At 65.6% G+C, this 24,995-nt stretch carries 24 protein-coding genes; 10 read left to right on the top strand and 14 right to left on the bottom strand.

Going from position 1 to position 24,995, the window contains the following annotated elements; genetic code table 11:
• A partial coding sequence (locus tag VFV09_11855; protein ID HEU4868409.1) for a hypothetical protein occupies positions 1-192 on the bottom strand: 192 nt, incomplete at its 3' end.
• Between the two features lie 65 nt (positions 193-257).
• Positions 258-1,040: a PhzF family phenazine biosynthesis protein gene (locus VFV09_11850; protein ID HEU4868408.1), complete on the bottom strand. Its 783-nt coding sequence runs from the start codon at positions 1,038-1,040 to the stop codon at positions 258-260.
• Positions 1,041-1,254: 214 nt separating this feature from the next.
• On the opposite strand from VFV09_11850, the gene VFV09_11845 reads away from it, so the two are divergent.
• Complete coding sequence (locus VFV09_11845; protein HEU4868407.1) at positions 1,255-1,677, top strand: hypothetical protein; 423 nt, start codon at positions 1,255-1,257, stop codon at positions 1,675-1,677.
• Here the strand turns inward: VFV09_11845 and VFV09_11840 are convergent.
• From VFV09_11840 to rimP, 9 genes are all read right to left on the bottom strand, one after another.
• Positions 1,674-2,588, bottom strand: a complete 915-nt coding sequence (locus tag VFV09_11840) for a bifunctional riboflavin kinase/FAD synthetase (protein ID HEU4868406.1) — start codon at positions 2,586-2,588, stop codon at positions 1,674-1,676. The genes VFV09_11845 and VFV09_11840 overlap by 4 nt on opposite strands.
• Complete coding sequence (gene truB / locus VFV09_11835) at positions 2,585-3,550, bottom strand: tRNA pseudouridine(55) synthase TruB (GenBank protein HEU4868405.1); 966 nt, start codon at positions 3,548-3,550, stop codon at positions 2,585-2,587. Before truB ends, VFV09_11840 begins: the two co-directional genes overlap by 4 nt.
• The gene (locus VFV09_11830; GenBank protein HEU4868404.1) at positions 3,547-4,527 is read right to left on the bottom strand and encodes a bifunctional oligoribonuclease/PAP phosphatase NrnA; all 981 of its coding nucleotides are present in this window, start codon (positions 4,525-4,527) and stop codon (positions 3,547-3,549) included. Before VFV09_11830 ends, truB begins: the two co-directional genes overlap by 4 nt.
• The gene (rbfA, locus tag VFV09_11825) at positions 4,524-4,934 is read right to left on the bottom strand and encodes a 30S ribosome-binding factor RbfA (protein HEU4868403.1); all 411 of its coding nucleotides are present in this window, start codon (positions 4,932-4,934) and stop codon (positions 4,524-4,526) included. The genes VFV09_11830 and rbfA overlap by 4 nt, the downstream gene beginning before the upstream one ends.
• Positions 4,927-5,220, bottom strand: a complete 294-nt coding sequence (locus VFV09_11820) for a DUF503 domain-containing protein (protein HEU4868402.1) — start codon at positions 5,218-5,220, stop codon at positions 4,927-4,929. The genes rbfA and VFV09_11820 overlap by 8 nt, the downstream gene beginning before the upstream one ends.
• Before the next feature lie 67 nt (positions 5,221-5,287).
• Positions 5,288-7,726, bottom strand: a complete 2,439-nt coding sequence (infB, locus tag VFV09_11815; GenBank protein HEU4868401.1) for a translation initiation factor IF-2 — start codon at positions 7,724-7,726, stop codon at positions 5,288-5,290.
• Positions 7,719-8,000: a YlxR family protein gene (locus VFV09_11810; protein HEU4868400.1), complete on the bottom strand. Its 282-nt coding sequence runs from the start codon at positions 7,998-8,000 to the stop codon at positions 7,719-7,721. The genes infB and VFV09_11810 overlap by 8 nt, the downstream gene beginning before the upstream one ends.
• Positions 7,981-9,039: a transcription termination factor NusA gene (nusA, locus tag VFV09_11805; GenBank protein ID HEU4868399.1), complete on the bottom strand. Its 1,059-nt coding sequence runs from the start codon at positions 9,037-9,039 to the stop codon at positions 7,981-7,983. Before nusA ends, VFV09_11810 begins: the two co-directional genes overlap by 20 nt.
• The gene (gene rimP / locus VFV09_11800) at positions 9,040-9,606 is read right to left on the bottom strand and encodes a ribosome maturation factor RimP (protein HEU4868398.1); all 567 of its coding nucleotides are present in this window, start codon (positions 9,604-9,606) and stop codon (positions 9,040-9,042) included.
• A gap of 415 nt (positions 9,607-10,021) precedes the next feature.
• Between rimP and VFV09_11795 the strand changes: the two genes are divergently transcribed.
• From VFV09_11795 to VFV09_11770, 6 genes are all read left to right on the top strand, one after another.
• The gene (locus tag VFV09_11795) at positions 10,022-11,302 is read left to right on the top strand and encodes a Re/Si-specific NAD(P)(+) transhydrogenase subunit alpha (protein ID HEU4868397.1); all 1,281 of its coding nucleotides are present in this window, start codon (positions 10,022-10,024) and stop codon (positions 11,300-11,302) included.
• A gap of 41 nt (positions 11,303-11,343) precedes the next feature.
• Positions 11,344-11,640: an NAD(P) transhydrogenase subunit alpha gene (locus VFV09_11790; protein HEU4868396.1), complete on the top strand. Its 297-nt coding sequence runs from the start codon at positions 11,344-11,346 to the stop codon at positions 11,638-11,640.
• On the top strand, positions 11,637-13,076 hold the full coding sequence (locus VFV09_11785) for an NAD(P)(+) transhydrogenase (Re/Si-specific) subunit beta (GenBank protein HEU4868395.1): 1,440 nt from the start codon (positions 11,637-11,639) through the stop codon (positions 13,074-13,076). Before VFV09_11790 ends, VFV09_11785 begins: the two co-directional genes overlap by 4 nt.
• A gap of 136 nt (positions 13,077-13,212) precedes the next feature.
• On the top strand, positions 13,213-13,794 hold the full coding sequence (locus VFV09_11780) for a calcium-binding protein (protein ID HEU4868394.1): 582 nt from the start codon (positions 13,213-13,215) through the stop codon (positions 13,792-13,794).
• 119 nt (positions 13,795-13,913) lie between these two features.
• Complete coding sequence (locus VFV09_11775; GenBank protein HEU4868393.1) at positions 13,914-14,564, top strand: VTT domain-containing protein; 651 nt, start codon at positions 13,914-13,916, stop codon at positions 14,562-14,564.
• Between the two features lie 90 nt (positions 14,565-14,654).
• The gene (locus tag VFV09_11770; GenBank protein ID HEU4868392.1) at positions 14,655-18,956 is read left to right on the top strand and encodes a protein kinase; all 4,302 of its coding nucleotides are present in this window, start codon (positions 14,655-14,657) and stop codon (positions 18,954-18,956) included.
• Positions 18,957-18,963: 7 nt separating this feature from the next.
• Here VFV09_11770 and VFV09_11765 read toward each other — a convergent pair whose 3' ends face one another.
• The gene (locus VFV09_11765; protein HEU4868391.1) at positions 18,964-19,365 is read right to left on the bottom strand and encodes a cyclic nucleotide-binding domain-containing protein; all 402 of its coding nucleotides are present in this window, start codon (positions 19,363-19,365) and stop codon (positions 18,964-18,966) included.
• Positions 19,366-19,428: 63 nt separating this feature from the next.
• Between VFV09_11765 and VFV09_11760 the strand changes: the two genes are divergently transcribed.
• Genes VFV09_11760 through VFV09_11750 form a run of 3 tightly spaced genes read left to right on the top strand, consistent with a single transcriptional unit; the run spans position 19,429 to position 22,653 of the window.
• A complete protein-coding gene (locus VFV09_11760; GenBank protein ID HEU4868390.1) occupies positions 19,429-19,851 on the top strand; it encodes a cyclic nucleotide-binding domain-containing protein in 423 nt (140 codons plus the stop codon).
• Complete coding sequence (locus tag VFV09_11755) at positions 19,839-21,332, top strand: NAD(P)-binding domain-containing protein (GenBank protein HEU4868389.1); 1,494 nt, start codon at positions 19,839-19,841, stop codon at positions 21,330-21,332. Before VFV09_11760 ends, VFV09_11755 begins: the two co-directional genes overlap by 13 nt.
• Before the next feature lie 7 nt (positions 21,333-21,339).
• Positions 21,340-22,653, top strand: coding sequence for an adenylate/guanylate cyclase domain-containing protein (locus VFV09_11750; GenBank protein ID HEU4868388.1), 1,314 nt, complete (start codon positions 21,340-21,342; stop codon positions 22,651-22,653).
• On the opposite strand, the gene VFV09_11745 is transcribed toward VFV09_11750, so the two are convergent.
• Both VFV09_11745 and pheA read right to left on the bottom strand, forming a co-directional pair.
• The gene (locus tag VFV09_11745) at positions 22,642-24,051 is read right to left on the bottom strand and encodes an MFS transporter (protein HEU4868387.1); all 1,410 of its coding nucleotides are present in this window, start codon (positions 24,049-24,051) and stop codon (positions 22,642-22,644) included. The two genes, VFV09_11750 and VFV09_11745, sit on opposite strands and share 12 nt — an antisense overlap.
• A gap of 47 nt (positions 24,052-24,098) precedes the next feature.
• Positions 24,099-24,926 carry a prephenate dehydratase gene (gene pheA, locus VFV09_11740; protein ID HEU4868386.1) on the bottom strand — a complete coding sequence of 276 codons (828 nt, stop codon included), beginning with the start codon at positions 24,924-24,926 and terminating at the stop codon, positions 24,099-24,101.
• Positions 24,927-24,995 lie beyond the last annotated feature (69 nt).

Genomic DNA, 24,995 nt, shown 5'->3' with positions numbered 1-24,995 from the left:
GGGCTGCGAAGCCTCGGCTTCCGCCAAAGCGATTTCAGTCGTCCGGGCGACGGTTTCGGCGATCCTGCTTGAGACGGAGACCTCTTCGGGCGGTTGTACCTGCGAGCCGAAGGAGACTGCCACGAACGACAACAGAACAAGTGCAGTGCCAGCGGCGATCGCGGCAAGAGTGATCTTCAGGTTTCTGGTCATCTGGTAAGTATCGGCAGCTCCGACTGCCGCCGATAGTGCCATGTGGCACTACGTCTGTAGGACCCTCAGACCAGCCAGCGCCCCTCGGCCGAGGCAACCACCCTTCCGCCTACCCTGATGTCGCCGTCGAGTGCCCGTACCTGGATCCGGCACGCCCGCCCGATCTCGTCGCCCTGCCGGATGGTCAGATTCTGGTCCACGCCCCAAAGACGCCGGGCCAGAAGACCGATGGGTCCGGCGGCGGACCCGGTGCCGGGGTCCTCGGTTATGCCCGCTGAGGGAACGAAGACCCGAGCGTGAAGGTTCCTGTCGTCAAGCCGGCGGAAGGCACAGAGGCTGATGCCGCCGGCCCGGGCGGCCAGGGCCTCGACCGACACCAGGTCGGGCTGGATGTCCTCCAGAGGGCCGGTGGTCGGAACCAGCACGTGGTTGGTGCCTCCCGCCTCCGAGAGCCAGGCGCCCTCCAGACCGATGAGCCCAAGGGCTTCCGCCATGCCGGCCGGGTCAACCCGGGTGATGGTGGGGTCCGGCTGGGTCATCTCGGCCCCCTCGGCGTCGGCCTCGACGGTTACCGTGGCGCCGGACGTGGTCTGGGTCCAGGTGCGGGGGCCCAGGACCCAGGCAGTCCCGATCGACGGGTGGCCGGCAAACGACAGCTCGCCCGCCGGGGTGAACACCCGCATTCGGTAGGAGTCCTCGCCGGTGACCGTGGGAAAGGTGGTCTCGCTGAGGTTGGCCTCACGAGCAACGGCCTGCATCAGGTGTTCGGGACATTCGTCCAGGACCACACAAAGCCCGTTGCCGGAAAACGGCTTGTCGGTGAACACATCGACGATCCGGTAGCGCACACTGGAACCCTTCGATCGGTTTTCGGACCCTCGAAAGGCTAACGGGCTGGTCGTTGGGTCGCCAACAGGGAGTCCTCCTATCACCGGTCGAACGATGTACTGCATGCACTGCGGCACCGCTTGCCCGGTGGGGGTGAATCGTTGCCCGTCATGCGGCCGGGTCGTTCGTATCGGGCGCTACTGGCTCCTGATACCCGCCGGGTTTGGGTTGGCCATGACCGCGTTCAGAATTCTTGGCGGCTTAAGCATTGGTCTTTCGATTTCAGCAGGCCTGGTACTGGCTCTGTCCGTATGTCTATTCGGGCAGCTCGTGACAACGCCGCCATACCCATTCTCGGCTGCAAGCTGGCGCCAAACGTGGAAGAAGGATCTGGCCGGCCTGTACCTCATGACGGTTGCAATCGTCACCGGAATGTGGCCGGAGGGAATGGAACCGGGCGATTCGATCCTCGAACCCTCGCTGTACTACTTCATTCTCTTCCCGGCCGGCCTGGCGGCACTCGGTCTTCCACTTCACCTTTTCGGTTTCCGAAGCCGGGCGGTCCACTACTGCAATTCGTGCAACGCACCCATCGCGTACAAGGCGCTTTACTGCGGAATGTGCGGCACCCCATCGGGGGCGTCCGGCCGACCCTAGACGCCCAGGATCCTGCGCGCTTCCTCTACGTCGTTGGCTATCGCCTCGTTCAGCGCTTCCACGCTCGGGAACGCGATGTGGTCCCTGAGCCGGGCGATGAACTCGAATTCGACGTCGTGGCCGTACAGGTCGCCCTCAAAGTCGATCACGAACGACTCCACGCTCAGCGGGTTCTGCCCGAACGTCGGGTTGGTGCCGACGCTGATTGCGCTCGGGCGCTTCCGGCCCTGGTCGACCGTGTAGCCGGCGTAGATCCCTGCTCCCGGCACACAAATCTCGGGCGGCGGGTTCAGGTTGGCGGTCGGGTAGCCCAGGCCCTTTCCCCGGCCGGCGCCGTGGACGACCTTGCCCGGCAGCCGGTAGGGACGGCCCATCGCCTTGGCGGCCCAGCGGACGTCGCCCTCGGCCAGGGCGTGGCGGATTGCAGTGCTGGAGATCGTCTGGCCCTCGGCCTCCGCCATGCGGGCGGGCTCGAAGAGAAATCCCAGGCGCTTGCCGAACGACTTGAGCATCGTCACGTCGCCCCGGGCGTAGCGGCCAAAGCGGAAGTCCGAGCCGACCACTATCGCCTTCACGCCCAGCTCCTTCACCAGGATCCTCTCGATGAACTCCTCCGGCTCTACCCGGGATAGTTCCGGAGTGAAGTCCAGGATCACCACCTGGTCGACCCCGGCCTGCTCCAGCAGCGCCAGCTTGCCCTCGGCGGTCACCAGGCCGGGAGGTCCGATGCCGCGAAGAACCTTCTGCGGGTGCGGCTCGAACGTGATCACCGTGGCGAGGGCGTCGAGCTCCTGTGCGTGCTTTTTGACCTTGCGGATCAGCGACTGGTGGCCCCGGTGGACGCAGTAGAAGTTGCCGATGGTGACTGCGGTAGGCGTGTCGGCCGGCTCCCCGCCCCGGACGACCTTCATATCAGCACCGCCGCCGGCTTCAGGCCCTTGGCCGACCGCCGGTACACCGCTACCAGCTCGCCGTCCGGTCCGATGATCCCGACCGGGATACCGGCGGTCATTCCGGCTTCGTGGGCGGGCCGGTCGCCGGTGCGCTTCATCGACATCATGGGCAGCTCTCCGAGCCTCATTGGGGCCTGCTGGGCGACCAGCTCTCGACCGTGGCTGACGTCGTCCAGCTCGGCCTCGTCGACCACCCGGCGGGGGAAGTCACGCATGGCCTCGTGCATGGGCAGGATGCGGGCCTCGGCGTCCGCCCTCTCCATCTCCTGCAGGTCCCCCAACCGCACCGATTCGGACTCCTTGAACGACCCAACCGACAGCCGCCTGAGCGCCGTCAGGTGAGCACCACAACCGAGCGCAGCGCCCAGGTCGGCGCCCAGGGTCCGGATGTAGGTGCCGCTCGAACACTTGACGTACAGGGTTGCGGACTGGCTTTCCGGGTCGAAGCTTTCGACTTCCAGCGCGTAGATGCGCACCGTCCGGGGCTCCCGTTCGACCTCCTCGCCCCGGCGGGCGGCCTTGTAGAGCGCCTCGCCGTTGACCTTGATCGCCGACACCATCGGGGGCACCTGGCTGATCTCGCCGACGAACTTCGCCGCTGCCTCCCGGACACGCTCGATGTCCAGGTCGCACGCGGTCTCGGCCAGGACCTCGCCCTCGGCGTCCTCGGTGGAGGTGGTCACCCCGAAGCGCGCAGTAGCGCGGTACTCCTTGGCGGTTCCCTGCAGGAAGTTCAACAGCCGGGTGGCTTTGCCGATGCCCATGATCAGGACGCCGGTCGCCATCGGGTCCAGCGTGCCGGCGTGGCCGACCTTCTTGGTGCCGTAGACCCGCCGCAGCCGGTTGACCACGTCGTGCGACGTGATGCCGGCGGGCTTGTCCACAACCAGCAGCCCGGAGACCGCTGCCTCGTCGCTCATTGTGCCGCCGGGGCCTTCGCTTCGGCGAGCCGTTGCCTGATCCGGGACAGCACGTCGTCCAATTCGCCCCGGATGCTGAAGCCGGCCGCCTTGGTGTGGCCGCCTCCGCCGAACGACTGGGCAACGGCCGACACGTCGATCTCGGTTCGGGACCTAAGCGACGCCCGCCAGCCGCCCTCGGGCCGCTCCTTGAGGATCATCGCGACATCGGCTTCTTTGACCACCTTGAGGAAGTCGATGAAGTCCTCGGCGATCTCCAGGCCGAGCCCTTCGAGGTCCTCCGTCAGCAGCCAGCTGTAGACCACGCCGTCCTCCAGCTTCGCCCGGGCGAGCACCTTGCCCAGGATGCGCAGCTGGTCGAACGGGGCCGACTCGAAGATCTGCTCCGCGACGGTCAGGTGGTCGGCACCCGCCTCCCGCAGCTCAACCGCCGCCTGCAGGGTCGCCGGCGAGGTGTTGGAGTACTGGAACCGCCCGGTGTCGGTGACCACTCCGGTGTAGAGGTTGGTAGCAATCTCCGGCGTGACCTCGCCGCCCATCCGCTGGATCAGCTCGAGGGCAAGCTCGGCCGAGGACGCCCGGTGGTGGTCGACGAGGTTGATGTCTCCGTAGTTGGTGTTGGAGACGTGGTGGTCGATGTTCAGCCTGGTCCCCGCCGCCAGGAACTTGGACGTCAGCAGGTCGAGCCGCCGCTGGTCACCGCAGTCGATCGCGACGAAGACCTCGACCTTGTCCGGGAACCGGTCCTGGGGAACGATCTTGTCGACCCCGGGCAGGAAACTGTAGTTGTCGGGGATCAGAGCCTCCGGGCTCCCCCAGCTCATCCAGACCTTCTTGCCCAGGCTCTCGAGGTGAAGGCCGAGCCCGAGCATCGACCCGAACGCGTCGCCGTCGGGGGAGACGTGGCACGAGATCGCCACCTCGCCCGCGTTGCGCAGGGCGTCTACCGCCCGGGTCCACTCGGTTTCTGCGATCACGGTGTCTCCTCGTCCTCGGGCAGGTTGTACTTGTCGGCCAGCGACCCGGTGTCGGGGGCCTGCGACACTCCAAGCCCCCGCAGCAGCTCTTCGAGGCGCTGCGACGTCTCTGCCGTCGTGTCCTCGACTATGTCGATCTCGGGCACCCGGCGGAGCCTGATCTCCCGGCCCATCGTCGACCGGAGGTGCGCCTTGGCGTGCTTCAGTGCGGACAGGGTGTTGTTGCGCTCCGACTCGGTCCCCATGGTGCTCACGTAGACGTGGGCCACCCGCATGTCCTTCTCGATCTTGACCCCGGTGATTGTGACGAACCCCACCCGGGGGTCCTTCATCTCGCGGACCGCCTCGCTCAGCACCTCACGAGCCAACTCTTCAACGCGGTTGGAGCGCGGATAATTCCTAGGCATCCGGGACCATCACCTCAATGTCGACATCCACGATCTCCACCTCGTACCTCCCCCGGAGGTACCGCTCGACTTCGTGCAGCATCTTCTGGGCGTGAAACGACGAGTTCGACACGCACGAGATCCCCAGGGTCCCCCTCTGGCGCAGATCCTGGTGTTCCACCTCGGCCACCGCCACGTTGAACTTGGAGCTCAGGGTCCCGATCATGCTTTGAACAACCCTTCGCTTTTCCTTCAATGAGGTGGACCCGGGGACCAGGAAATCGAACCTTGCGACCCCTACGTACATGACTTAAAGCATGGACGGCCTTCGGCCGGCTGTCTAACTCGTCGCAAGAATCTTCGGCCTGGCGGCCTCAGGTTCTTGCGACCTCACGAACCTCGTAGGTCTCGATGACATCGCCGATCTTGATGTCGTTGTACCCGGCGATGGTGATGCCGCACTCGTAGCCGAAGGTGACCTCACGGACGTCGTCCTTGAAGCGCCGGAGGCTCGAAATCTCCCCGGTGTGGATGACCTTGCCGTCACGCAGCAGCCGGGCCTTGGAGTTGCGGACGACCTTGCCGTCGGTGACGTAGCTTCCGGCGACCGTGGCCTTCGGGGTTTTGAAGGTGTCCCGGACCTCGGCGGTGCCCATGACGACCTCCTCCTCCAGCGGGGCGAGCAGCCCGTGCGTGGCCTTGGTGATGTCGTCGAGCAGCTGGTAGATGACCTCGTAGAGCCGGACGTCCACGCCTTCCTTCTCCGCCAGCTGGCGGGCGCCGGTGTCGGGGCGGACGGCGAAGCCCACCACGATCGCGCCGGAGGCCTTGGCCATCCAGATGTCGTTCTCGTTGATGGCGCCGACGGCTTTGCGCTGGATCACAGTGCGCACCAGCGACTGGTCGAGCTTGTCGATGGACTCGGAGAGCGCCTCGATGGCTCCCTGCGAGTTGGCACGGACGATCAGCTTCAGCTCCGGCGTGTCTCCGTCGCGGGCCTTGGAAAGCAGCTCCTCGAGGCTCATGGCCTTGCCGCCCTCGGCGAACTCCGCCTGGCGCAGCTTGACCTCTCTCTCCTGGGAGATGCGTTTGGCCTCACGTTCGTCGGCCACGACTCGGAACTCGTCGCCGGCCAGCGGTACCTTGGACCAACCGGTCACGAGGACCGGCTGCGAGGGACCTGCCTTCTTGACGGTCTTGCCGGCTTCGTCGGTCAGCGCCCGGACCTTGGCCCATGCGGCGCCGCAGACAACCGGGTCGCCGACGTTCAGGGTGCCCTTCTGGACGATCAGCGTGGCCAGCGGGCCTCGTCCCTTGTCCAGGTGGGCTTCCACGGACACGCCGCGGGCGGTGGTGTTCGGGTTGGCCTTCAGCTCCTGCATGTCGGTGACCAGGTGGATCATCTCGAGCAGGTCGTCCAGATTCGTGCCGGCCTTGGCGGACACGTCGACGAACACTGTGTCGCCGCCCCACTCCTCCGGGGACAGGCCGTGCTCGGCCAGCTGCTGGCGCGCCCGGATCGGGTCGGCCTCGGGCTTGTCGATCTTGTTGACCGCAACGATGATCGGCACACCGGCCGCCTTGGCGTGGTCCATCGCCTCGATGGTCTGGGGCTGGACGCCGTCGTCCGCCGCCACCACCAGGATCGCGATGTCGGTGACCTGGGCGCCGCGGGCACGCATCTGGGTGAACGCTTCGTGACCCGGGGTGTCGATGAAGGTGACGGTCCGGCCGTCGGAGGTGTGGACCTGGTAGGCGCCGATGGCCTGTGTGATGCCGCCGGCCTCCAAAGAAAGCATCTCCTTCTTGCGGAACTGCTGAAGGATGGAGCTCTTGCCGTGGTCGACGTGCCCCATGACGGTGACGATAGGCGCCCTGGGCTCCAGGTTCGCCGGGTCGTCGGGGGCTTCGGACTCGTCCTCCTGCTCTTTGGCTTCCTCTTCCACCGACAGAATCTCGACCTTGACGCCGAACTCCTCGGCGACGATCTCCACCAGGGAGTCGGAAAGCGACTGGGTGATGGTCTTCATCTCACCAAGCATCAGAAGGGTCTTGATGATCTCCCCGGGAGAACGGTTGAGCTTGTCGGCCAGGTCCTCGACGGTCACTCCGTGCTGAACGTGGATGGCGCCGTTGGACGATGCGGCGGCGGTCTCCACCGGCGCCGGAGTCTCCACCGGTGCGGGAGAGGCCGGGGCGGCCGGCTGGGTGGATCGTGAGGGAGCCTGCGTACGCCCTCCACCCTGGCGGTTCTGTCCCTGGCCCTGCTGCCTGCCGCCGGGACGGTTGGATCCCTGGCCTCCGCGGTTGTCGGGGCGTCCGCCACCCTGCGCGGGTCGTGCGGCACCCTGCGCCGGACGGTTCTGCGCGGGGCGGGGTGCTTGAGAGGGAGGGGCGGCCGGCGGAGCCTGGTGGGTGGCTGCCGGCTTTGCAGGGGCCGCCGGCTGGGCCGGGGCTGCGGGCTTGGCGGGCTCGGGACTGGGGGCGGGAACCGCAACCTTCGCCGCCGGGGCCGCCGGCTTTGCCGCAGCAGGCTTTGCGGCCGCGGCAGGCTTGACCGGCGCTGCCTTGGCGGGCGCCGCCTTTGGGGGAGCGGCCTTTGCCGCCGGCTTGGCGGCTGCGGCCTTCGGGGGAGCGGCGGGGGCGGCCTTCGCGTCGCCGTTCAGGGTCTTGGCAAGCTTGGTGACATCGGCCTCAGAGACTGAGGAGGAGTGGCCCTTTACCGGAACTCCGAGCGCGAGGAATTTTTCAACCGTCTCTTTAGAAGAGAGGCCTAATCGTTTTGCTACTTCATGAACTCTGATGCTAGTCATCGATAACTCCAAGATATCCCACGAACCTCATCCTTAGGGCCGCTGCCTGCTCTCCAGGTATCGCGGTTCTTAATGTTCTTGCCAGACCGCCGCGTTTGAAGGCCAGCTCCATACAGGAGATCGAGCGACACACGTACGCTCCCCTGCCCCCGGCGGTGCCTTCCGGGTCTAGTTCGACCCGGCCCGGCGCCACCTCAACAAACCGAACCAGTTGCTTTTTTTCCCGGCGCGTCCGGCATCCGCAGCAGCTTCGTTCAACCCCCGGCCGCGGCATCAGCTTTTGCCGCCTTTATCTTTTCGGCCGCGGCGCTGGCAGCCTGTTCGTTCGCCGCCTGGGTCTCGCTCTTGATGTCGATCCTCCAGCCGGTCAGGCGGGCGGCCAGGCGGGCGTTCTGCCCCTCCTTGCCGATAGCCAGGGAAAGCTGGAAGTCGGGAACCGTAACCTCGGCCGTTTGGGTCTCGGGGTCGATCTGGACCTCTTTGACCTTGGCGGGCGACAGGGCGTTGGCAACAAACTGGCCGATGTCGTCGGACCAGGTAATGATATCGACCTTCTCCCCGCGAAGCTCGTTTACCACCATGCGGACCCGGGAGCCCCGGGGGCCGACGCAGGCGCCGGTCGGGTCGACGTTCTTGTCGTTGGAGGCAACGGCGATCTTCGAGCGGTGCCCGGGCTCCCGTGCAACCTGCTTGATCTCCACCACGCCGTCCAGGATCTCCGGGACCTCGAGTTCGAACAGCTTGCGGATGAGGTTGGGGTGGGTGCGGGAGCAGACGATCTGGGGGCCCTTCGGCGAACGGCGGACCTCCACGATGTACGCCTTGACCCGTGAGCCGTGGTCGTAGCGCTCCCCGGGAACCTGCTCCTGCTGGGGCAGCAATGCTTCAACGCCCTTGCCCAGGTCCAAAAGGACGTAGCGGGGGTCCGCCTGCTGCACGATGGCGGTCACGATGTCGCCCTCACGGCCGGAGTACTCGCCGTAGGTAACCTCACGCTCGGCCTCACGAATCCTCTGGAGGATGACCTGCTTGGCGGTCTGAGCGGCGATACGGCCGAAGTCGGGCGGCGTTGCCTCCCACTCCTTGGTGACCTTGAACTCGCCGGACTCCTCGATCTCCTCGACCTCCTGGGCGTAGACCACGACCTCGCCGGACTGGCGGTCGATCTCAACCCGCGCCTCGGGGGCAGCGGCCTCAGGGGACCTTTTGTACGCGGCGGCGAGCGCCTGTTCGAGAGCTACGACAACGCTTTCGAACGCAATGCCTTTTTCGCGTTCAACCAGACGAAGAGCATCCATATCAATTGGATTCATCTAACGACCTCTTCCTTCCAACGACTTCTTCTTACGGCGACGCTGCGGTACCTCGTCGCCCTCATCAATTCGGATCTCTTCCGCCCTTTTGAGTTCTTCTTCCCAGTCGACCCACAGGTGGGCCTTTTTAACGACGGCGTACGGAATCTCAACCAGGCCACGGTCACGCAGGTCCAGGGTGAACGCGTCTTCTCCTGCTGCGGCGATAGGTCCCCGAAACTGGTTCCTACCGTCCACCGGCTCCCGGCACACGACCTTGACCTCGTGCCCGGCAAATCGCTCGTAGTCGGCCGGCTTCATCAGCGGCCTCTCCAAACCGGCCGAGGAGACCTCGAGCATGTAGCTGCCCTCGATGAGGTCCTCGTCCTCGTCCAGAGCGTCTGAAAGATCTTTGGAAACTTCGGTGATCAGGTCGAAATCGACATCACCGTTTCGGTCGACGATCACCTCGAGCGTGACGTCCCGACCCGAACGACCGTAGCGGACGTCAACCAGTTCCACGTTCCGGCGATCGGCAACCGTCTGGCAGATGGCACGGACCTCGGGGCTCACTTCAAGCCGGGGCATAGCCACCTCCTTAAGTTGTCATCCAGCCGGAACGAGCCCCGCTGGAAGCGCCGGTCGACCACTCGGGCCCGCATGGCCCGCCGTCCGGCTGAAACCCACCTGCTCCAGAAAACCAAAAATGGGCCGGAAGCCCACTTTTTTGGAATGAAACTGTTGGCGCTCAGAACGCTTTAAAAACTCTGCTCAAAAAGTATAAGGCAATACCGGGCGGCGGCAATACGCCGGGTCTTTTCGAGCCGGTTCGGGGACGCTGATTTGCCCGTGCTTCCCATCAGCTTCCAATCAAAGGACAAAGATGATTTTGCCCTCCGATATCCAGTAGCCTACGCAAGCACTTTTTCGCATTAATTCGCCGCGCCTAGCCGGGCCCGGCGACATCCCCATCTGCGGGTTGTTTTCTATAAGGAGGTCGAAAGTGGCGGAGGACCGGAAGTTGACGGTTGGCGTGCCAACCGAAACCTTCCCGGGCGAGGCCAGAGTGGCCTTGGTACCGGGTGTTTTACAAGCTCTGTCTAAGGCAGGGATAGACGCGATCGTTCAATCGGGCGCCGGAGAAGCAGCCGGGTTCCCAGACTCTGAGTACGAGGCAAAGGGAGCCAAGATCGGGACCCGCGAGGACGCCTTCGGGGCCGACATCGTGGTTCAGGTCCAGACGTTCGGTTCCAACTCAAAAGAAGGCCGTTCGGATCTCGGTCTCATGAAGAAGGACCAGGTCGTCGTGGGCTTCACCGATCCGCTCGGAAACGCCGAAGGCATCAAGGAGATGGCGGGCACGGGAGCCACCATCCTGTCGGTCGAGCTCATGCCCCGTATCACCCGAGCCCAAAGCATGGACGTGCTTTCCTCCCAGGCCACAGTCGGCGGCTACAAGGCCGTGGTACTGGCCGCCGCAACGATGCCGAAGATGTTCCCCATGCTGACCACCGCCGCCGGGACGATTCGCCCGGCCAAGGTGTTCGTCATCGGCGCCGGCGTGGCGGGCCTTCAGGCCATCGCCACCGCCAAGCGCCTCGGGGCCGTCGTGCAGGCCTACGACGTCCGCGCTGCCGTCAAGGAGCAGGTCGTGTCGGTCGGCGCCAAGTTCGTCGAGATGGAGATCGACTCTGCGGACGCCGAGGACAAGGGCGGCTACGCCAAGGAGATGGGCGAAGACTTCCTCAAAAAGCAGCGGGAGCTCATGACCAGCGTGGTCGAGAACATCGACGTCGTTATTACCACTGCTGCGATCCCCGGCAAGAGGTCTCCCGTGCTGATCACCGCCGACATGGTGGAGAAGATGCAGCCGGGTTCGGTCATCGTCGACCTTGCCGCAGAGCGAGGCGGCAACTGCGAGCTGACGAAGGCCGACGAGACCATCGTGGTCAACGGCGTCACGATCATGGGCCCGACGAACCTGCCGGCAACCGTGCCGTACCACGCCAGCTCCATGTACGCGAAGAACCTGATCACCTTCCTCACCCACCTGGTGAAGGACGGCGAGTTCAAGTGGGACATGGAGGACCAGATCACCAACGAGACCCTGCTGGCCCGGGGCGGCGAGGTTGTCCTCCCCCGCCTGCGTGAGGCTTTGGGTCTTGGTGCTCCGTCCGCCGCACCCGCCGCAGCCGCATCTCCGGATGGAAAGGCCGACCTAAACGTCGCGCCGCCCGCTGGCAGCACCAACGGCGCCGCCGAACCCGAGAACGCAACCACCTAACCAGTCGCGCCCAGTCGTCTTTCTAAGGGGGAACCACTTCCATGGATGAGTCACTCACCAATAGCCTGTACGTCTTCGTACTGGCTGCCTTCCTCGGGTACCAGGTGATCAGCCGGGTCTCCGTACTGCTCCACACACCGCTGATGTCTCTCACCAACGCAATTGCAGCCATCTCGCTGGTTGGTTCGCTGATCCTGGCCGGCTCGGCCCAGGCCCCGTACGCCACCCTGATGGGTGCGATTGCAGTCGCCGCCTCGTTCGCAAACGTGGTCGGTGGATTCCTCATCACCGACCGGATGCTGAAGATGTTCAAGACGAAGGAGCCGGTCAAGCCATGAACCCTCTAAATCTTGCAACCGCCGCGACAGAAGCCGCCCCCGTCGGGGGAGTCACACGCTGGATCGATCTCGTCTACCTGATCTCCGCAGTCGGGTTCATCATGTCGCTGAAGTGGCTCAGCCACCCCAGCACCGCCCGCAAGGGAGTCAAGGCCGGCGAGATCGGAATGCTTCTCGCCATCATCGGAACCTTGATGAAGGAAGAGATCGTCGAGTTCCAGTGGATCGCCATCGCCATGGTCATCGGGGCAGTCATCGGTGTTCCACTGGCCCTTCTGATGAAGATGACGGCGGTGCCGCAACGGACCGCCTTCTCCCACGCTCTGGGCGCCCTGGCGGCCGGTCTCGTGGGAACCGCCGAGTTCTACCTTCACGGCGCCAACCTGTCCAAGGTCGCCCTGACGGCTATCGGTTTCGAGGTGGTCCTGGGATACCTGACGTTCACCGGATCGCTCATGGCATTCGGCAAGCTGCAGGGCATCCTGCCCAGCAAGCCGATCCTCTACAAGGGCCAGAACTTCATCAACCTCGGAATCTTCGCTGCTTCGGTGATCATCGCCGGGTACCTGGTGGTCAATCCCGGCGCCGCCCACCTGTTTCCGTGGCTGATCGGGCTGACCCTGATCTTCGGTATCGCACTGATCGTCCCGATCGGCGGCGCGGACATGCCTACGGTCATCGCTCTGCTCAACGGCTACGCCGGCCTTTCGGCAGCCGCCATGGGCTTTGCGCTGGACAACAAGCTGCTGATCATCGCAGGGGCCCTGGACGGAACGTCCGGCTTGATCCTGTCGATAATCATGTGCAAGGCCATGAACCGGTCCTTCGCCAACGTGCTGTTCGGCGGGTTCGGGGCGGTTGCGCACATCAAGGACGGCCACGTCGAGGAGCGTTCGGTTCGCAGCATCAGCCCGGAGGAAACCGCGCAGATGCTGGAGAACTCGGACTCGGTCATCATCATTCCCGGCTACGGAATGGCGGTGTCGCAAGCCCAGCACAAGGTGCGTGAGCTGTACGACGCACTGACAAAGCGGGGCGTCGACGTCCGGTTTGCCATCCACCCGGTGGCAGGCCGCATGCCGGGCCACATGAACGTGCTGCTGGCGGAGGCGGACATTCCGTACGACCGGCTGATCGACATGGACGAGATCAACTCCGACTTCCCGCAGACGGACGTTGCGTTGATCATCGGGGCCAACGACGTGGTCAACCCGTCCGCAAGGACCGATAAGACCAGCCCGATCTACGGCATGCCGATCCTGAACGCCGACCAGGCGCAGACGGTCATGGTGGTGAAGCGAGGCATGTCGGCCGGTTTCGCCGGCGTGGAGAACGAGTTGTTCTTCGAGGACAAGACGATGATGCTCTTCGGCGACGCCAAGGGTTACATCGCCGATGTCGTGAAGGAGCTGTCGGGGGTGCACGCAGGGCACTAGCCCGGCAGGCTGAAAACATCCGGCCGTCCCTCGGGGCGGCCGGATCCGTTTGCGGCCCAACGGTTTGGGCGGACCTGTTTCGGCCGGACCGATCGGGGTAATCCTCCCGCTCACCATCTACTTTGAGGAGGGAGCCATGACGATCTTCAGTTCTGGGCGACGGGCGGCCGCCGTCCCGGCAATACTGCTGCTGGCCGGTCTCTTTGTGCTTTCAACGGCCGGGCCTGTTCACGGTATCGAGTTCGTTTGCGACATCAGCGGGAGCAACATCCAAGGCACATCGGAGGACGAGGTCCTCTGCGGCACCCCGGGCAACGACGTCATCCGGGGAGGCGGCGGGGACGACGTCATCTACGGACTTGGGGGCGACGACCGGCTCTTTGGGGAGGCCGGAAACGATCTCATCTACGGCGATGGATGCGAATTCGAGTCCGGCGAGGTGGGCAACGGCGAGACCTGTGAAAACACCGGCGACGACGTCATCCTCGGGGGCTCCGGCCACGACCGGATCTACGCCGGCCCGGGGAACGACCGGGCCAACGGTGAAGGCGGGGATGACACCGTTTACGGCCAGGAAGGCAACGACATCCTCCGCGGCGAGGGCGGACGGGACGCTCTGGCCGGGCATGAAGGCGAAGACCTTGCGAACGGCGGAGCTGCTCTGGATGTCTGCAATGCCGAGACCGAAAGGCAGTGCGAGGAGGACTTCGCTTCCTAACTTGGTTCCCAGGCAAACCGGCCGTCCTTCGGGGCGGCCGGTTGTTTTTGTGAGGGGTGGTGTTCAGCGGCAGATAGAATCGAGCCGGTGAGACAAACTGCGGCCCGGCGGAGGCGCCCTTGGAATTTGTAACGGACGCCATCCGGTGGATACTCCACCCGGACCTCGAGCCGCTTCTCGAGCGCGGCGCTCCCATCTTCCTTCTGGTGATCGCCGCCATCGTGTTCGCCGAATCCGGCCTGTTGTTCGGGTTCTTCCTGCCCGGGGACTCGCTTCTGTTCTCCGCAGGACTGGTGGTGGCGCTGGCGGGACGGCCGAACCTGGCGGTGCTGATCCTCGTCGTCTTCCTGGCGGCCGTCCTGGGTGACCAGGTTGGCTACATGTTCGGCAACAAGGTCGGCCCCTCCATCTTCAAGCGGCCGGACTCCAGGTTCTTCAAGCAGGAGAACGTGACGAAAAGCCACGAATTCTTCGAAAAACACGGCCCCAAGGCGCTGATCCTGGCGCGATTCATCCCGATCGTGAGGACCTTCACTCCGATCCTCGCCGGCGTGTCGAGCATGCGCTACCGGACGTTTGTGACCTTCAACGTCGTCGGCGGGGCGATCTGGTCGGTCCTTGGAATCCTGCTCGGCTACGGGCTTGGAAAACGTTTTCCGGAGCTGGAGACCTACATCACGCCGATCATCATCTTCATCATCTTCCTGTCCCTAATCCCGGTCTTCATCGAGGTCTTCAAAAGCCGCCGGCGGGCCAGGGCGAGGGTCTAGACAGCCGCCAAGCCTCCGAAATCCCGAAGGAACGCGCGAGAATGTCGATTCTTCGAGATCGGCTGAGTACAGCATGGTGAGACCGGGCCGGTGATCTGTCCGAACTGCGGCAAAGACAATCGGGGCGGGGCGGCATTCTGCGACGCCTGCGGCACCCGGCTGGAGGTCGCCGAACCCCCCTCGGCCGCTGCTCCCCTCCTACCGTCGGCCGGCGGCGACCGGTACGTTGCCAGATCCTTCCTTGGCCAGGGAGGCCGCAAACAGGTCTTCCGGGCGGTGGACACCCGCCTGGACCGGGAAGTCGCCCTCTCGGTGATCCGGATCGCCGGGCTGGACGATGCGTCCATTGAGCGCGTCCGCCGGGAAGCCAGGCAGATGGCCCGTCTGGGCGACCACCCGAACATCGTCAACATCTTCGACGTCGGCGAGGAGGAGGACTTCATCTACCTGGTCGCCGAGTTGATGCCCGGCGGCTCGGTGGACGAGCAGCTGAACCGGGCCGGCGGGGCGCTGCCCCCCGAGCGGGTGCTGGCCATCGCCCGGCAGGTCGCAGCCGCGCTGGAGTACGTCCATGACCAGGGCATCGTCCATCGCGACATCAAGCCGGCCAACGTCTGGCTCTCCCGGGACGGCACCGCGAAGCTGGGCGACTTCGGCCTGGCCGCCGGCGCCCAGGCCGCCAGGCTTACCGCGGAGGGCATGATGCTCGGCACGGTCGCATACATGGCGCCCGAGCAGGCAACCGGAGGGAGCGTCGACTCTCGCAGCGACCTCTACTCGCTGGGTGCTCTGCTCTACGAGGCGGCCACCGGCAAGCCTCCCTTCGCCGGGGACGATGCAATTGCGGTCATTTCGCAGCAGATCAACACCGCGCCGGTGGCACCCACCTGGCACAACCCGAACCTGTCGCCCGGACTGGAGCAGCTCATCCTCGACCTCCTTGCGAAGTCGCCGGACGACCGCCCCCAAAGCGCGGCCGACGTGCTTGACCGGCTGGGAGACCTCGAGCACGAGGCGACAACCTCGGCGGAAAAGGTAGAGGTCCAGGAGAATCCCCTCGACCGGCTGGCCGGCGGAATATTCGTGGGGCGGGAGGCCGAGAGCCAGCAGCTCCGGCTGATGTTCGACGCCGCCCGCAAGAATTCCGGGGGGGTCGCCCTCCTGGTGGGAGAGCCCGGCATCGGCAAGACCCGCATGGCCGAGGAGCTGCTTACCTACGCCCGCATGAAGGGCGCCCAGGTGGCGACCGGCCGTTGCTACGAAGGCGAGGGGGCGCCGGCATACTGGCCCTGGATCCAGGTCATCCGGTCGACGGTTCACGACCGTTCGGCGCAGGCGCTGGCCTCGGAGATGGGGTCCGGCGCCGGGTACATCGCGGAAATCGTCTCCGACGTCCGGCAGGCTCTTCCCGACGTCCAGAGCCCGGCAGGCTCGGACCTGGAGGCCTCACGCTTCCAGCTGTTCGACTCGGTGACCAACTTCCTGAAGAACGCCTCCCGCTCCCAGCCGATGGTGATCTTCCTGGACGACATGCATTGGGCGGACAAGCCGTCGCTGCTGCTCCTGGACTTCGTCAGCCGCCAGCTGCGGGACACCCGGATACTCGTCGTATGCACCTACCGGGACATCGAGCTCGGGCGGCAGCACCCGCTGGCTCAGAGCCTCGCCTCGATCATCCGGGAGCCGAACACCCGCCGGATCCTCCTGCGGGGCCTGACCGAAGCCGACCTTGCCCGCTACATCAAGCTCACGACCGGGTCCGACCCGGAGGACTCCCTGGTCAAGGCGATCGCGACGGAGACCGAAGGGAACCCGTTCTTCATCATCGAAACCGTTCGGCTCCTGGCCTCCGAGGGCAGGCTTTCGGCGAGGACCGGCAGCACGTGGAGCCTGACCATCCCCCAGGGGGTCAAGGAGGTGATCGGGCGGCGTCTCGATCTGCTTTCACAGGAGTGCAACCGGGTGCTGACTCTGGCATCAGTGCTCGGCCGGGAGTTCGAGCTTCCTGCGATCGAGCTGCTGGCCTCCACCCCCACCGAGACCCTGCTGGAAGCTCTGGACGAAGCCGTCGGGGCCCGGGTGCTCAACCCGGCCGCCGGGGGCGGGTACCGCTTCGCCCACGCGCTGATCAGGGAGACCCTCTACGAGGAGCTTTCGACGGCCAAAAGACTGCGGCTGCACAAAGCGACCGGTGAGGCCCTGGAGCGGCTGGCAGGCGATGACCCGGATCGTTACCTTTTCGAGCTGGCGCACCACTACTTCGAGGCCTCGGCGTTGGGAGGGGTCGACAAGGCCATCGCATACGCCCGCCGGGCGGGTGACAAGGCGATGCACCAGCTGGCCTTCGAGCAGGCCGCCGAACAGTACGACCACGCCCTCCAGGCACTCGATCTGATCGAAGCCGGAGCCGGCATCGAGGAGGACCGGTGCAAGCTCCTCCTGGCGATGGGCAGGGCGCAGATCAGCGCAGCCGACCCGGCGGCGGCCCACCACAACTTCCAGGCAGCCTTCAGGCAGGCCTCGGAGTCCGGTCTCGTCGAGCTCATGGCGGAGGCGGCGCTGGGGATCGGCGACATTCTCACCGGGGTGGGCTCGGTGAGCCGGGAGCTCGTAGAAACCCTGGAGGCGGCGATTGCAGCCACCGCGGGGCAGGATTCCGCCCTCCGCGTGCGGCTGCTGGCGCGGCTGGGGGAGGCCTACAGGTTCGACGTCGCCACCAGCTACAAGGAGGACGAGCTCTCCCGGGAGGCGGTCTCCATGGCGCGCCGGGTGGGCGACCCGCAGGCGACCGCCCAGGCTTTGTACGCCCGGATCATCGCGCTCGGCGAGGGAAGGGAGACCCACACCCAGGTCAAGCTGGCCACCGAGCTCATCGAGACTGCAACCAGGGCCGGGGACGTCGAACGCCGGCTCCTCGGGTTGCGGCTGCGAATGATCGCGCTGTTTTTCATCAACCGGATCCCCGAGGCGCGCCGGGACGTCGAGCAGTATGCCGAGCTGGCCGCCGAGGCGCGGCTGCCCCTCTACAGCTGGTTCAGCCCTTTGTTCCAAGCGACCTGGAGCTACGCCGAGGGAAGGCACGGGGAGGCCGCCGGGCTGGTGCACGATGCAATCCGCCAGGGCGTCCAGGCACGCGACCCGAATGTCTGGCGGTTCACGGTGGGGGCCAGTCTCTGCCTGGCGTACGAGATGCAGGATCAGGAGTGGCTCGACACGGTTACCGAGTTCCTTGCCGAACCCGACTCCTTTCGGTGGAACTGGGCGGCTTACATCTTCGCGGTGGTTGCGCAGGGTGACAGCGATGAGGCGGCTCGCCTGCTGCGCAAAGTGGTTTCGGAGAACTTCGAGACGGTAAACACGTCGTTCGGACTGCTGTGGATGATGGGGCTGACTGCGGAGGTCTGCCGCCGGCTGGACGACACTGCAACCGCAGAGATCGCCTACGACATGATCACCCCGTTCGGAACCCGGTTCGGCATGTTCGGGTACCTGGTTACCACCAACGGGTGCGGGCATCATCATCAGGGCGTGCTGGCGACGCTCCTCGGTCGTTACGACGACGCCCGCTACCACCTGGATGCCGCGCTCGAACTGCACGAGGCTGCCGGATTCGGTTACCTGGCCGCCCAAACCCGACTGGCACAGGCCCGCCTGTACTCGCGCCGCAACGCCCCGGGCGACGCCGAGGCCTGCCGGAAAGCGCTCGGCCGGGTGATCACGGCATCCGAGGCCGGCGGTTACAAACAGACGCTCCGGATGGCGCTCGAGCTGGCGGCTCCGGGCGAGGACGACGAAGCGAAGAACGGGCCCGTCGCCGTCGTGGCGCCGGGAGGCAAGTCGGAAGATTCGCCGGTCTCCGTGCAGGCCGCCCCTGACGGGACGGTGACGATCCTCTTCACCGACATCGAGGGTTCCACCGAGCTCAACGAAGCGTTGGGGGACCAGTTGTGGCTCGATCTGCTTGCCGACCATGACCGGATCATCCGGCAGGAGGTCGCAAGCTCCGGCGGCGTCGTGGTCAAGTCCAGGGGAGACGGGTTCATGCTGGCCTTCCCCAGCGCCCGGCAGGCGTTGACGGCGGCCATCGGCTCTCAGAAGGCACTCGCCGCCCGAAATGCGAAGTCCCCGGAGTCACCACCCATCCGGGTTCGGATCGGGGTCCATACCGGGGAGGTCGTCAAGCAGAGCGGGGACTTCTTCGGCCGGCACGTGAACTACGCATCACGGATTGCCGACAAGGCCCGGGGAGGGGAGATCCTCGTGTCGGAGCTGACCAAGGCGCTGGTCCAGGGTTCCCCGGAGTTTCGGTTCGGCCCGCCTCGCCCGGCCGAGCTGAAGGGTTTTTCGGGGAGCCACTCGACGTTCAGCCTCCAATGGAGCCCGGGTGACTGAGGACCGTTTAGCGGGCTAGACGCTGAGCGAGGACCTCGAGCATGTTGAGAGCAAGACCGGGCTCGGACTCGAGAAGGACTTTGAACTCGTCCCGGCCGATCGCCAGCAGGCGGGAATCGGTCTTTGCTCGCACCCGAGCCGTGCGCTTGGTGTCGGTGAGCAGGGCGAGCTCGCCGAAGAACTGCCCGGCTCCGAGCTCGATGTGTTTGCCGTCCCGCTCGACCACCACCGTGCCCTCCTCTACCACGAACATTCCGGAACCCTCGGTTCTGGGTTGCACCAGGACCTGACCCGCGGAGGCTTCCAGCTCCCCGGCTATCTCGACAATGCGCATCCTGGTGGCTTCGGACAGTGCGGCGAACAGCGGGATCGTCTGGAGCGCCGAGGCGCGCTCTGAATCGGAGGGCATTGCGTCTTTATATCAAGGTTCGTAATGTACTTTCCTCAAAGTCCCGCCTGCTCTAGGAGCCCCATGGAGCCACAACGCAGCCTGGTCCAGATGCTGGGGAGTCTGGCCCTGTTCTCGGATCTGTCGCTTCCCGAGCTGGAGGCCGCCGCGCACACCTTCTCCGAGGAGTGGTTTGCCCAGGGGCAGCGGATCCTGCGCCGGGGATTCACCGGAACCGGGTTCCACATCATCGTGGACGGCGAGGCGATGGTGAGGGTGGATGGGAAGGACGTCACCAAGCTCGGCCGGGGAGACTTCTTCGGTGAGATCTCGGTGCTGCTGGGAGAGCTACCGACCGCCGATGTGGTCGCGCTCGACCCGCTCCAGTGCCTGGTTCTGGCCGGCCCGGCGACCGAGGCCTTCCTGCATGCACACCCGAAGGTGATGTACCGCCTGCTGCAAGCCGAGGCCATGAGGTTGAAGAACACGCTTCTGTGGCAGAACTAGCGCCCTTCCCGCCGGGCGACTACCCGTGCGTCGTGGTCGGCAGCGGGCCGGGAGGGCTCCAGGCCAGCTACTGCCTGTCCCGGTTGGGGGTGGCTCACGCCGCGATCTCCGCGGACGATAAACCCGGCGGGATGTTCCGGCGCTACCCTCTGTTCCAGCGACTGATCTCCTGGACCAAGCCCTACGCGCCGGCCGAACCGGGAACCCGGCAATACGAGTGGTACGACTGGAACAGCCTGTTGGGAGCCGAGCCGGCCCACTCCAGCCTGGTTCGACAGTTCATGGACGGCTCCTACTACTTTCCCAGCCGACCGGAGATGGAGCTGGGCCTGAGCGAGTTCGCCAGCAGAGGCGGCGTGAAGTTCCGGTACGGCTGCCGCTGGACCTCGACGGCCCGCACCGACGACGGCTTCGTTGTGACCACGACCGACGGGGAGTACTCATGCCGGGTCCTCATCATGGCGATCGGCACCACCACCCCGTGGAAGCCCCCCGGCGCCGGGCTCGACGACGTACCCCACTACGTCGACACAAAGCCGCTCGACCACTATCGCAACAAGACGGTGTTTGTGATCGGCAAGCGCAACTCGGGCTTCGAGCTGGCCGATGCGATGCTGCCGGTTGCCCACCGGGTCATCCTTGCGTCGCCGCGGCCGGCGCGGATATCGGTGGTCGAACACGCTGCGGTGGGGGCCCGGGCGCGCTACCTCCAGCCCTACGAGGACCACGTGTTCGGAGGGGGCAACGTCCTGCTCGACGTTGCGATCACCCGGGTCGAGAGGCGGGAACCGGGCGGCTACCGGGTGACGGCCTCCGGGACCACCCGCCCGGGAGAGATGAATCTGGAGGTGGATGAGGTGATCGCGGCCACCGGGTTCACCACCCCCATGCAGGATCTTCCCGCACTGGGGGCGGCAGTTTTCAGCGAGGGCCGGCTTCCCGCGCTCAACCCGTTCTGGGAGAGCGTTTCGGTGCCCGGGCTGTACTTTGCCGGCTGCGCCACCCAGGCGGCCGGCGGCCTGAACAAGTACGGCATCCCCTCGAACTCGGCTGCGGTCCAGGGCTTCCGCTACAACGCCCGGGTGATGGCCGAACACATCGCGTCACGTCACTTCGGAGTCAAGTTGCCCGTCCGGGAGGTTGCGCCGGACGACCTGGTCGGCCATCTGCTTTCGGAAGCCACCCGGGGCCCGGAGCTGTGGAACCAGCGCTCCTACCTGGCGTCCGTCGCCGAGCGCCGCCCGGGCGGCCTCTACGCTGCGAGCATTCAGCCTCTGGCCCACTTTGTGGATGCCGCCGGACCGGACGCGGTCGCGGTCACGGTGGAGACCGACGCCACCGGCGACATTCACCCGGCGGTATACACCCGGATGGGAGGCAGGGTCTCCGAGCACGTCCTGGCCTCGCAACCGCTCCATGAATTTGAAACGATGGAACACCGGCGGCAGCTTGAAGAGCTGCTGAAGCCTTTTACGGGGTGAGGGATCGATGGATGTGAGGTACGCACGTTCCGGCGACATCTCGATCGCCTACACCGTCGCCGGCTCGGGGCCGGACCTGGTCCTGGTCAGCGGTTGGGTGTCGCATCTCGACTACCAGTCCAGCCACCCACTCATGGAGACCGCATTCCGGCGAATCGCCTCCTTCTCCCGGCTCATCAGCTTCGACAAGCGGGGGACCGGGCTGTCCGACCGCGTCTCGGACCTGCCCGACCTCCAGACCCGGATGGACGACGTCCGTGCGGTCATGGATGCGGCCGGATCCGAGAGAGCGGCGCTGCTCGGGGTCTCGGAGGGCGTGCCGATGTGCCTGCTGTTTGCCGCGACCTATCCTGAGCGGGTCTCCCACCTGGTGCTGTACGGGGGCATGGCCCGTGCGACCGCCACCGAAGACTATCCATGGGCGCCGGAGCCGGAGGGTCTGGAGATGAACATCGAGTTCGTCCATGAGTGGTGGGGCAGCGGGGTGGCTCTCGAGGTGTTCGCACCCTCTCTGGCCGAGGACGAGGCCTTCACCGAGTGGTGGCGAGGGTTCGAGCGCAACGCGGCAAGCCCGGGCTCACTGGTCCAGCTCATCAAGATGTTCGGGGGCATCGACGTCCGGCCGGTTCTTCCGACCATCCACGTCCCAACCCTCGTCATCCACCGCAAGGGCGATCGGGTCGCAAACTACCGGGGAGCAAGGTGGATGGCCGAGCAGATACCCAACGCAACGTACGTTCAGCTGCCCGGTTACGACCACCTGCCTTTTGCCGGCGACACCGGCCCGCTGTTCGACGAGATCGAAGAGTTCGTTACGGGAGTCCGCCCCAACACGGTTTTGGACCGCGTGCTCGCCACATGTCTTTTCACCGACATCGTCGGCTCGACCGAGAAGGCGGCCGGGATGGGGGACGCCCGGTGGAGCGAGCTGCTCACTCAGCACCATTCATCGGTGCGGCGGCAGCTCGAACGGTTCCGGGGCCGGGAGATCAAGACCATCGGTGACGGCTTTCTGGCTATCTTTGACGGGCCGGCCCGCGGGGTTGCCTGCGCCAAAGCCATTGTCGCCGAGGCGGCCAGCAGCGGAATTGCGGTGCGCGCCGGACTGCATGCCGGGGAGGTGGAGATTCACCCCGACGACGTATCGGGCCTGGCCGTCCACATCGCCGCCCGGGTGACCGCTCTCTCCGCCGGCGGCCGGGTCCTGGTGTCCTCGACGGTCAAGGATCTGATTGCAGGCTCGGGAATTGCTTTCGAAAGCGCCGGCGAGCACGAGCTGAAGGGCGTGCCCGGCACCTGGAACCTGTACTCAGCCGTCTAGGTCCCCGGGCGGCTCGTCGGTCCACGGCCCGCCGCTCTGGGCGCCCACCGCTGCCGGTATGCCGGCGTTCGTGTCGACACAGCAGATTTCGGGCAGACCCTGTGCGGCGGTGGTCTGAGGAGGGGCGACGGGGTCGCACCCGAGGTCGTACATTCCACCGACCTTGCGCAGCCGCATGAAGATCGGCAGCGCCAGCAGAGTCACGGCCCCTCCGACCACGTAACCCCGGGGGATACCGGAGCTCCGGGCAAGAGCCCCAAGGCCGGTCTGGCCGGCGATGCCCCCGCCGTTGCCGAACATCGAGTTGAACGAGACGACCGTCGCCCGGTGCTCGCTCGGCACTATCTGGTGCAAGAAGGCCTGCTTCACCGGCTCGATGACGCCGCTGGCAACCATAGCCACGATCAGGGCGGCCAGCGCCGGCCAGAACGAGTTGGCCAGTCCGACGCCGATCAGCGCCAGGCTGGAAATCCCGCTTCCCCAGATCAGCAGCGTGCTGCGCTTGGCGCACATCCGGCTGAAAAGCGGCACGAGTGAGTTGCCTGCGGTCATTCCCAGCGCACTCAGGGCCGCGATGGCGCCGGCCACCCAGACCGCGTCGTTGTCCAGCAGCTCCAGGAAGTACGGCTGCCAGGCGTACCAGCCCCACATCAGAAACCCCATCTGGATGAAGGAGGCCCAGACCAGCAGGCGGATCCGGGGCTCCCCCCAACTCCAGGTGACGCCCGCCCGCCCGACTTTTTTCATCTCCTCCGCCAGGTGGTTGAGCGTCACCGGCCGGGGCGTGAACCCCCGGTCGTGCATCGCGAACAGGGATAGGACGAAGGTCAGGCCCAACAGCACGGCCCGGACGACGTAGGGCAGCGAGAGGTCGGCCGACCCGAGAAAACCTCCTCCCACCGTCCCCACCAGCATCGCAACGCCGGTGACGATCGCCGAGCGGGCGAACAACCCGTCGAGGGGGCCGTCGTAGCCGTCGGCCCTAAGAGCATCGACCACCCACGCCTCTACCGCACCCGAGTACAGCGTGAACCCGATCCCCATGACCACCGACGCCAGGCAGAAGGCGACCAGGCTGCCACCGGAGGCGGCGATCGCGACGTACCAAAGGGTCGACCCCAGCAGCACCGCGAGGCTGAGGAGGAAAGAGGCCCGCCGGCCCTTGGTGTCGGCCAGCACCCCGGTCGGAACCTCGAACAGGACCATGGCGGCCGTGAAGAAGCTGTTCGCCACGAACGTGCCGAAGATGTCCAGGCCGGCATCGAGCAGAAAGAGGGTGTTGACGCCCCAGATCAGCGATGCGGAGATCGTGTAGCAGCCGTTGATCAGGTAGAAGGTGCGGGCGGTCTTCAGCGCAGGACCGGTGAACGAGGCCGGGGGCGGTGCAAGCTTGGCCATGTCGCCTAAAACGCACCTTTCAACGCGTTAATTCCCTGATCGGGAGCCTAGCTCCTGGCGGCGTGCGGGTACGAGCCCAGCACCCTCAGGAACGAGGTCTGCGCCGCCAGGGCGGCCAGCAGGTCCTGGGCCACCGGGTCTTTGGTGGGAGCGTCGAAGTCGAGGTAGAAGTGGTACTGCCACGCCTTTGCGCCCGAAGGCCGGCTCTCCAGCTTCGTCAGGTTCAACTTCCGATCTGAAAATTCCTTGAGACACGCATACAGCGCTCCGGGGATGTTGTTGGTCGCAAAAACGATCGAGGTCTTCTCGGGGGGCCCCATCTGATCGGTGGCGCTGCGGCTGATCGCCACGAACTTGGTGGAGTTGTCCGCCCGGTCCTCGATGGCGCGCTCGAGCACCTTCAGCCCGTAGAGGCTACCGGCCTCCTCCGACGCGATGGCGGCCGAGCCGGGCTTGTCCTCCTCGGCGATCAGCTTGGCGGCGCCGGCTGTGTCGTAGACCGCGATCCGGTCGGCCCTCAAGCTGTCGAGGAACTCCTCGCACTGCTCCAGGGCCTGGGGGTGGGAGTAGACGTAGTTCACGTCGGTGATCTCCACGCCCTCCGGGGCCAGCAGGCAGTGGTGGATACGCACGATGGTCTCGGCGATTATCTGGACGCCGTGCCGGACCAGCAGGTCGTATGTGTCGTTGATCGACCCGGCGTGGGAGTTTTCCAGGGGCACCACTCCGAAGTCGATGGCGCTGATCTCGGTCGCCTCGAAGACCTTGTGGAAGGACTTGAACGGAACCAGAGTGGCCTCGGGAAACAGAAACCTGGCCGCCTTCTCGCTGTAGGCGCCCGGCTCTCCCTGGAATCCAACCCTCTGATTCGTCATCGCTCTCCTCCGTCGGTGGCTTGGTGCGCTACCAACTTACGACATGCGGAGTGCACTAGGCTGGAGGCA

The sequence above is a fragment of the Actinomycetota bacterium genome (genome assembly GCA_035759705.1).
GTDB lineage: Bacteria > Actinomycetota > CADDZG01 > JAHWKV01 > JAHWKV01 > JAJCYE01.
The sequence above is the reverse complement of the archived record's forward strand: the minus strand, read 5'-3'. Positions and strand labels throughout refer to the sequence as shown.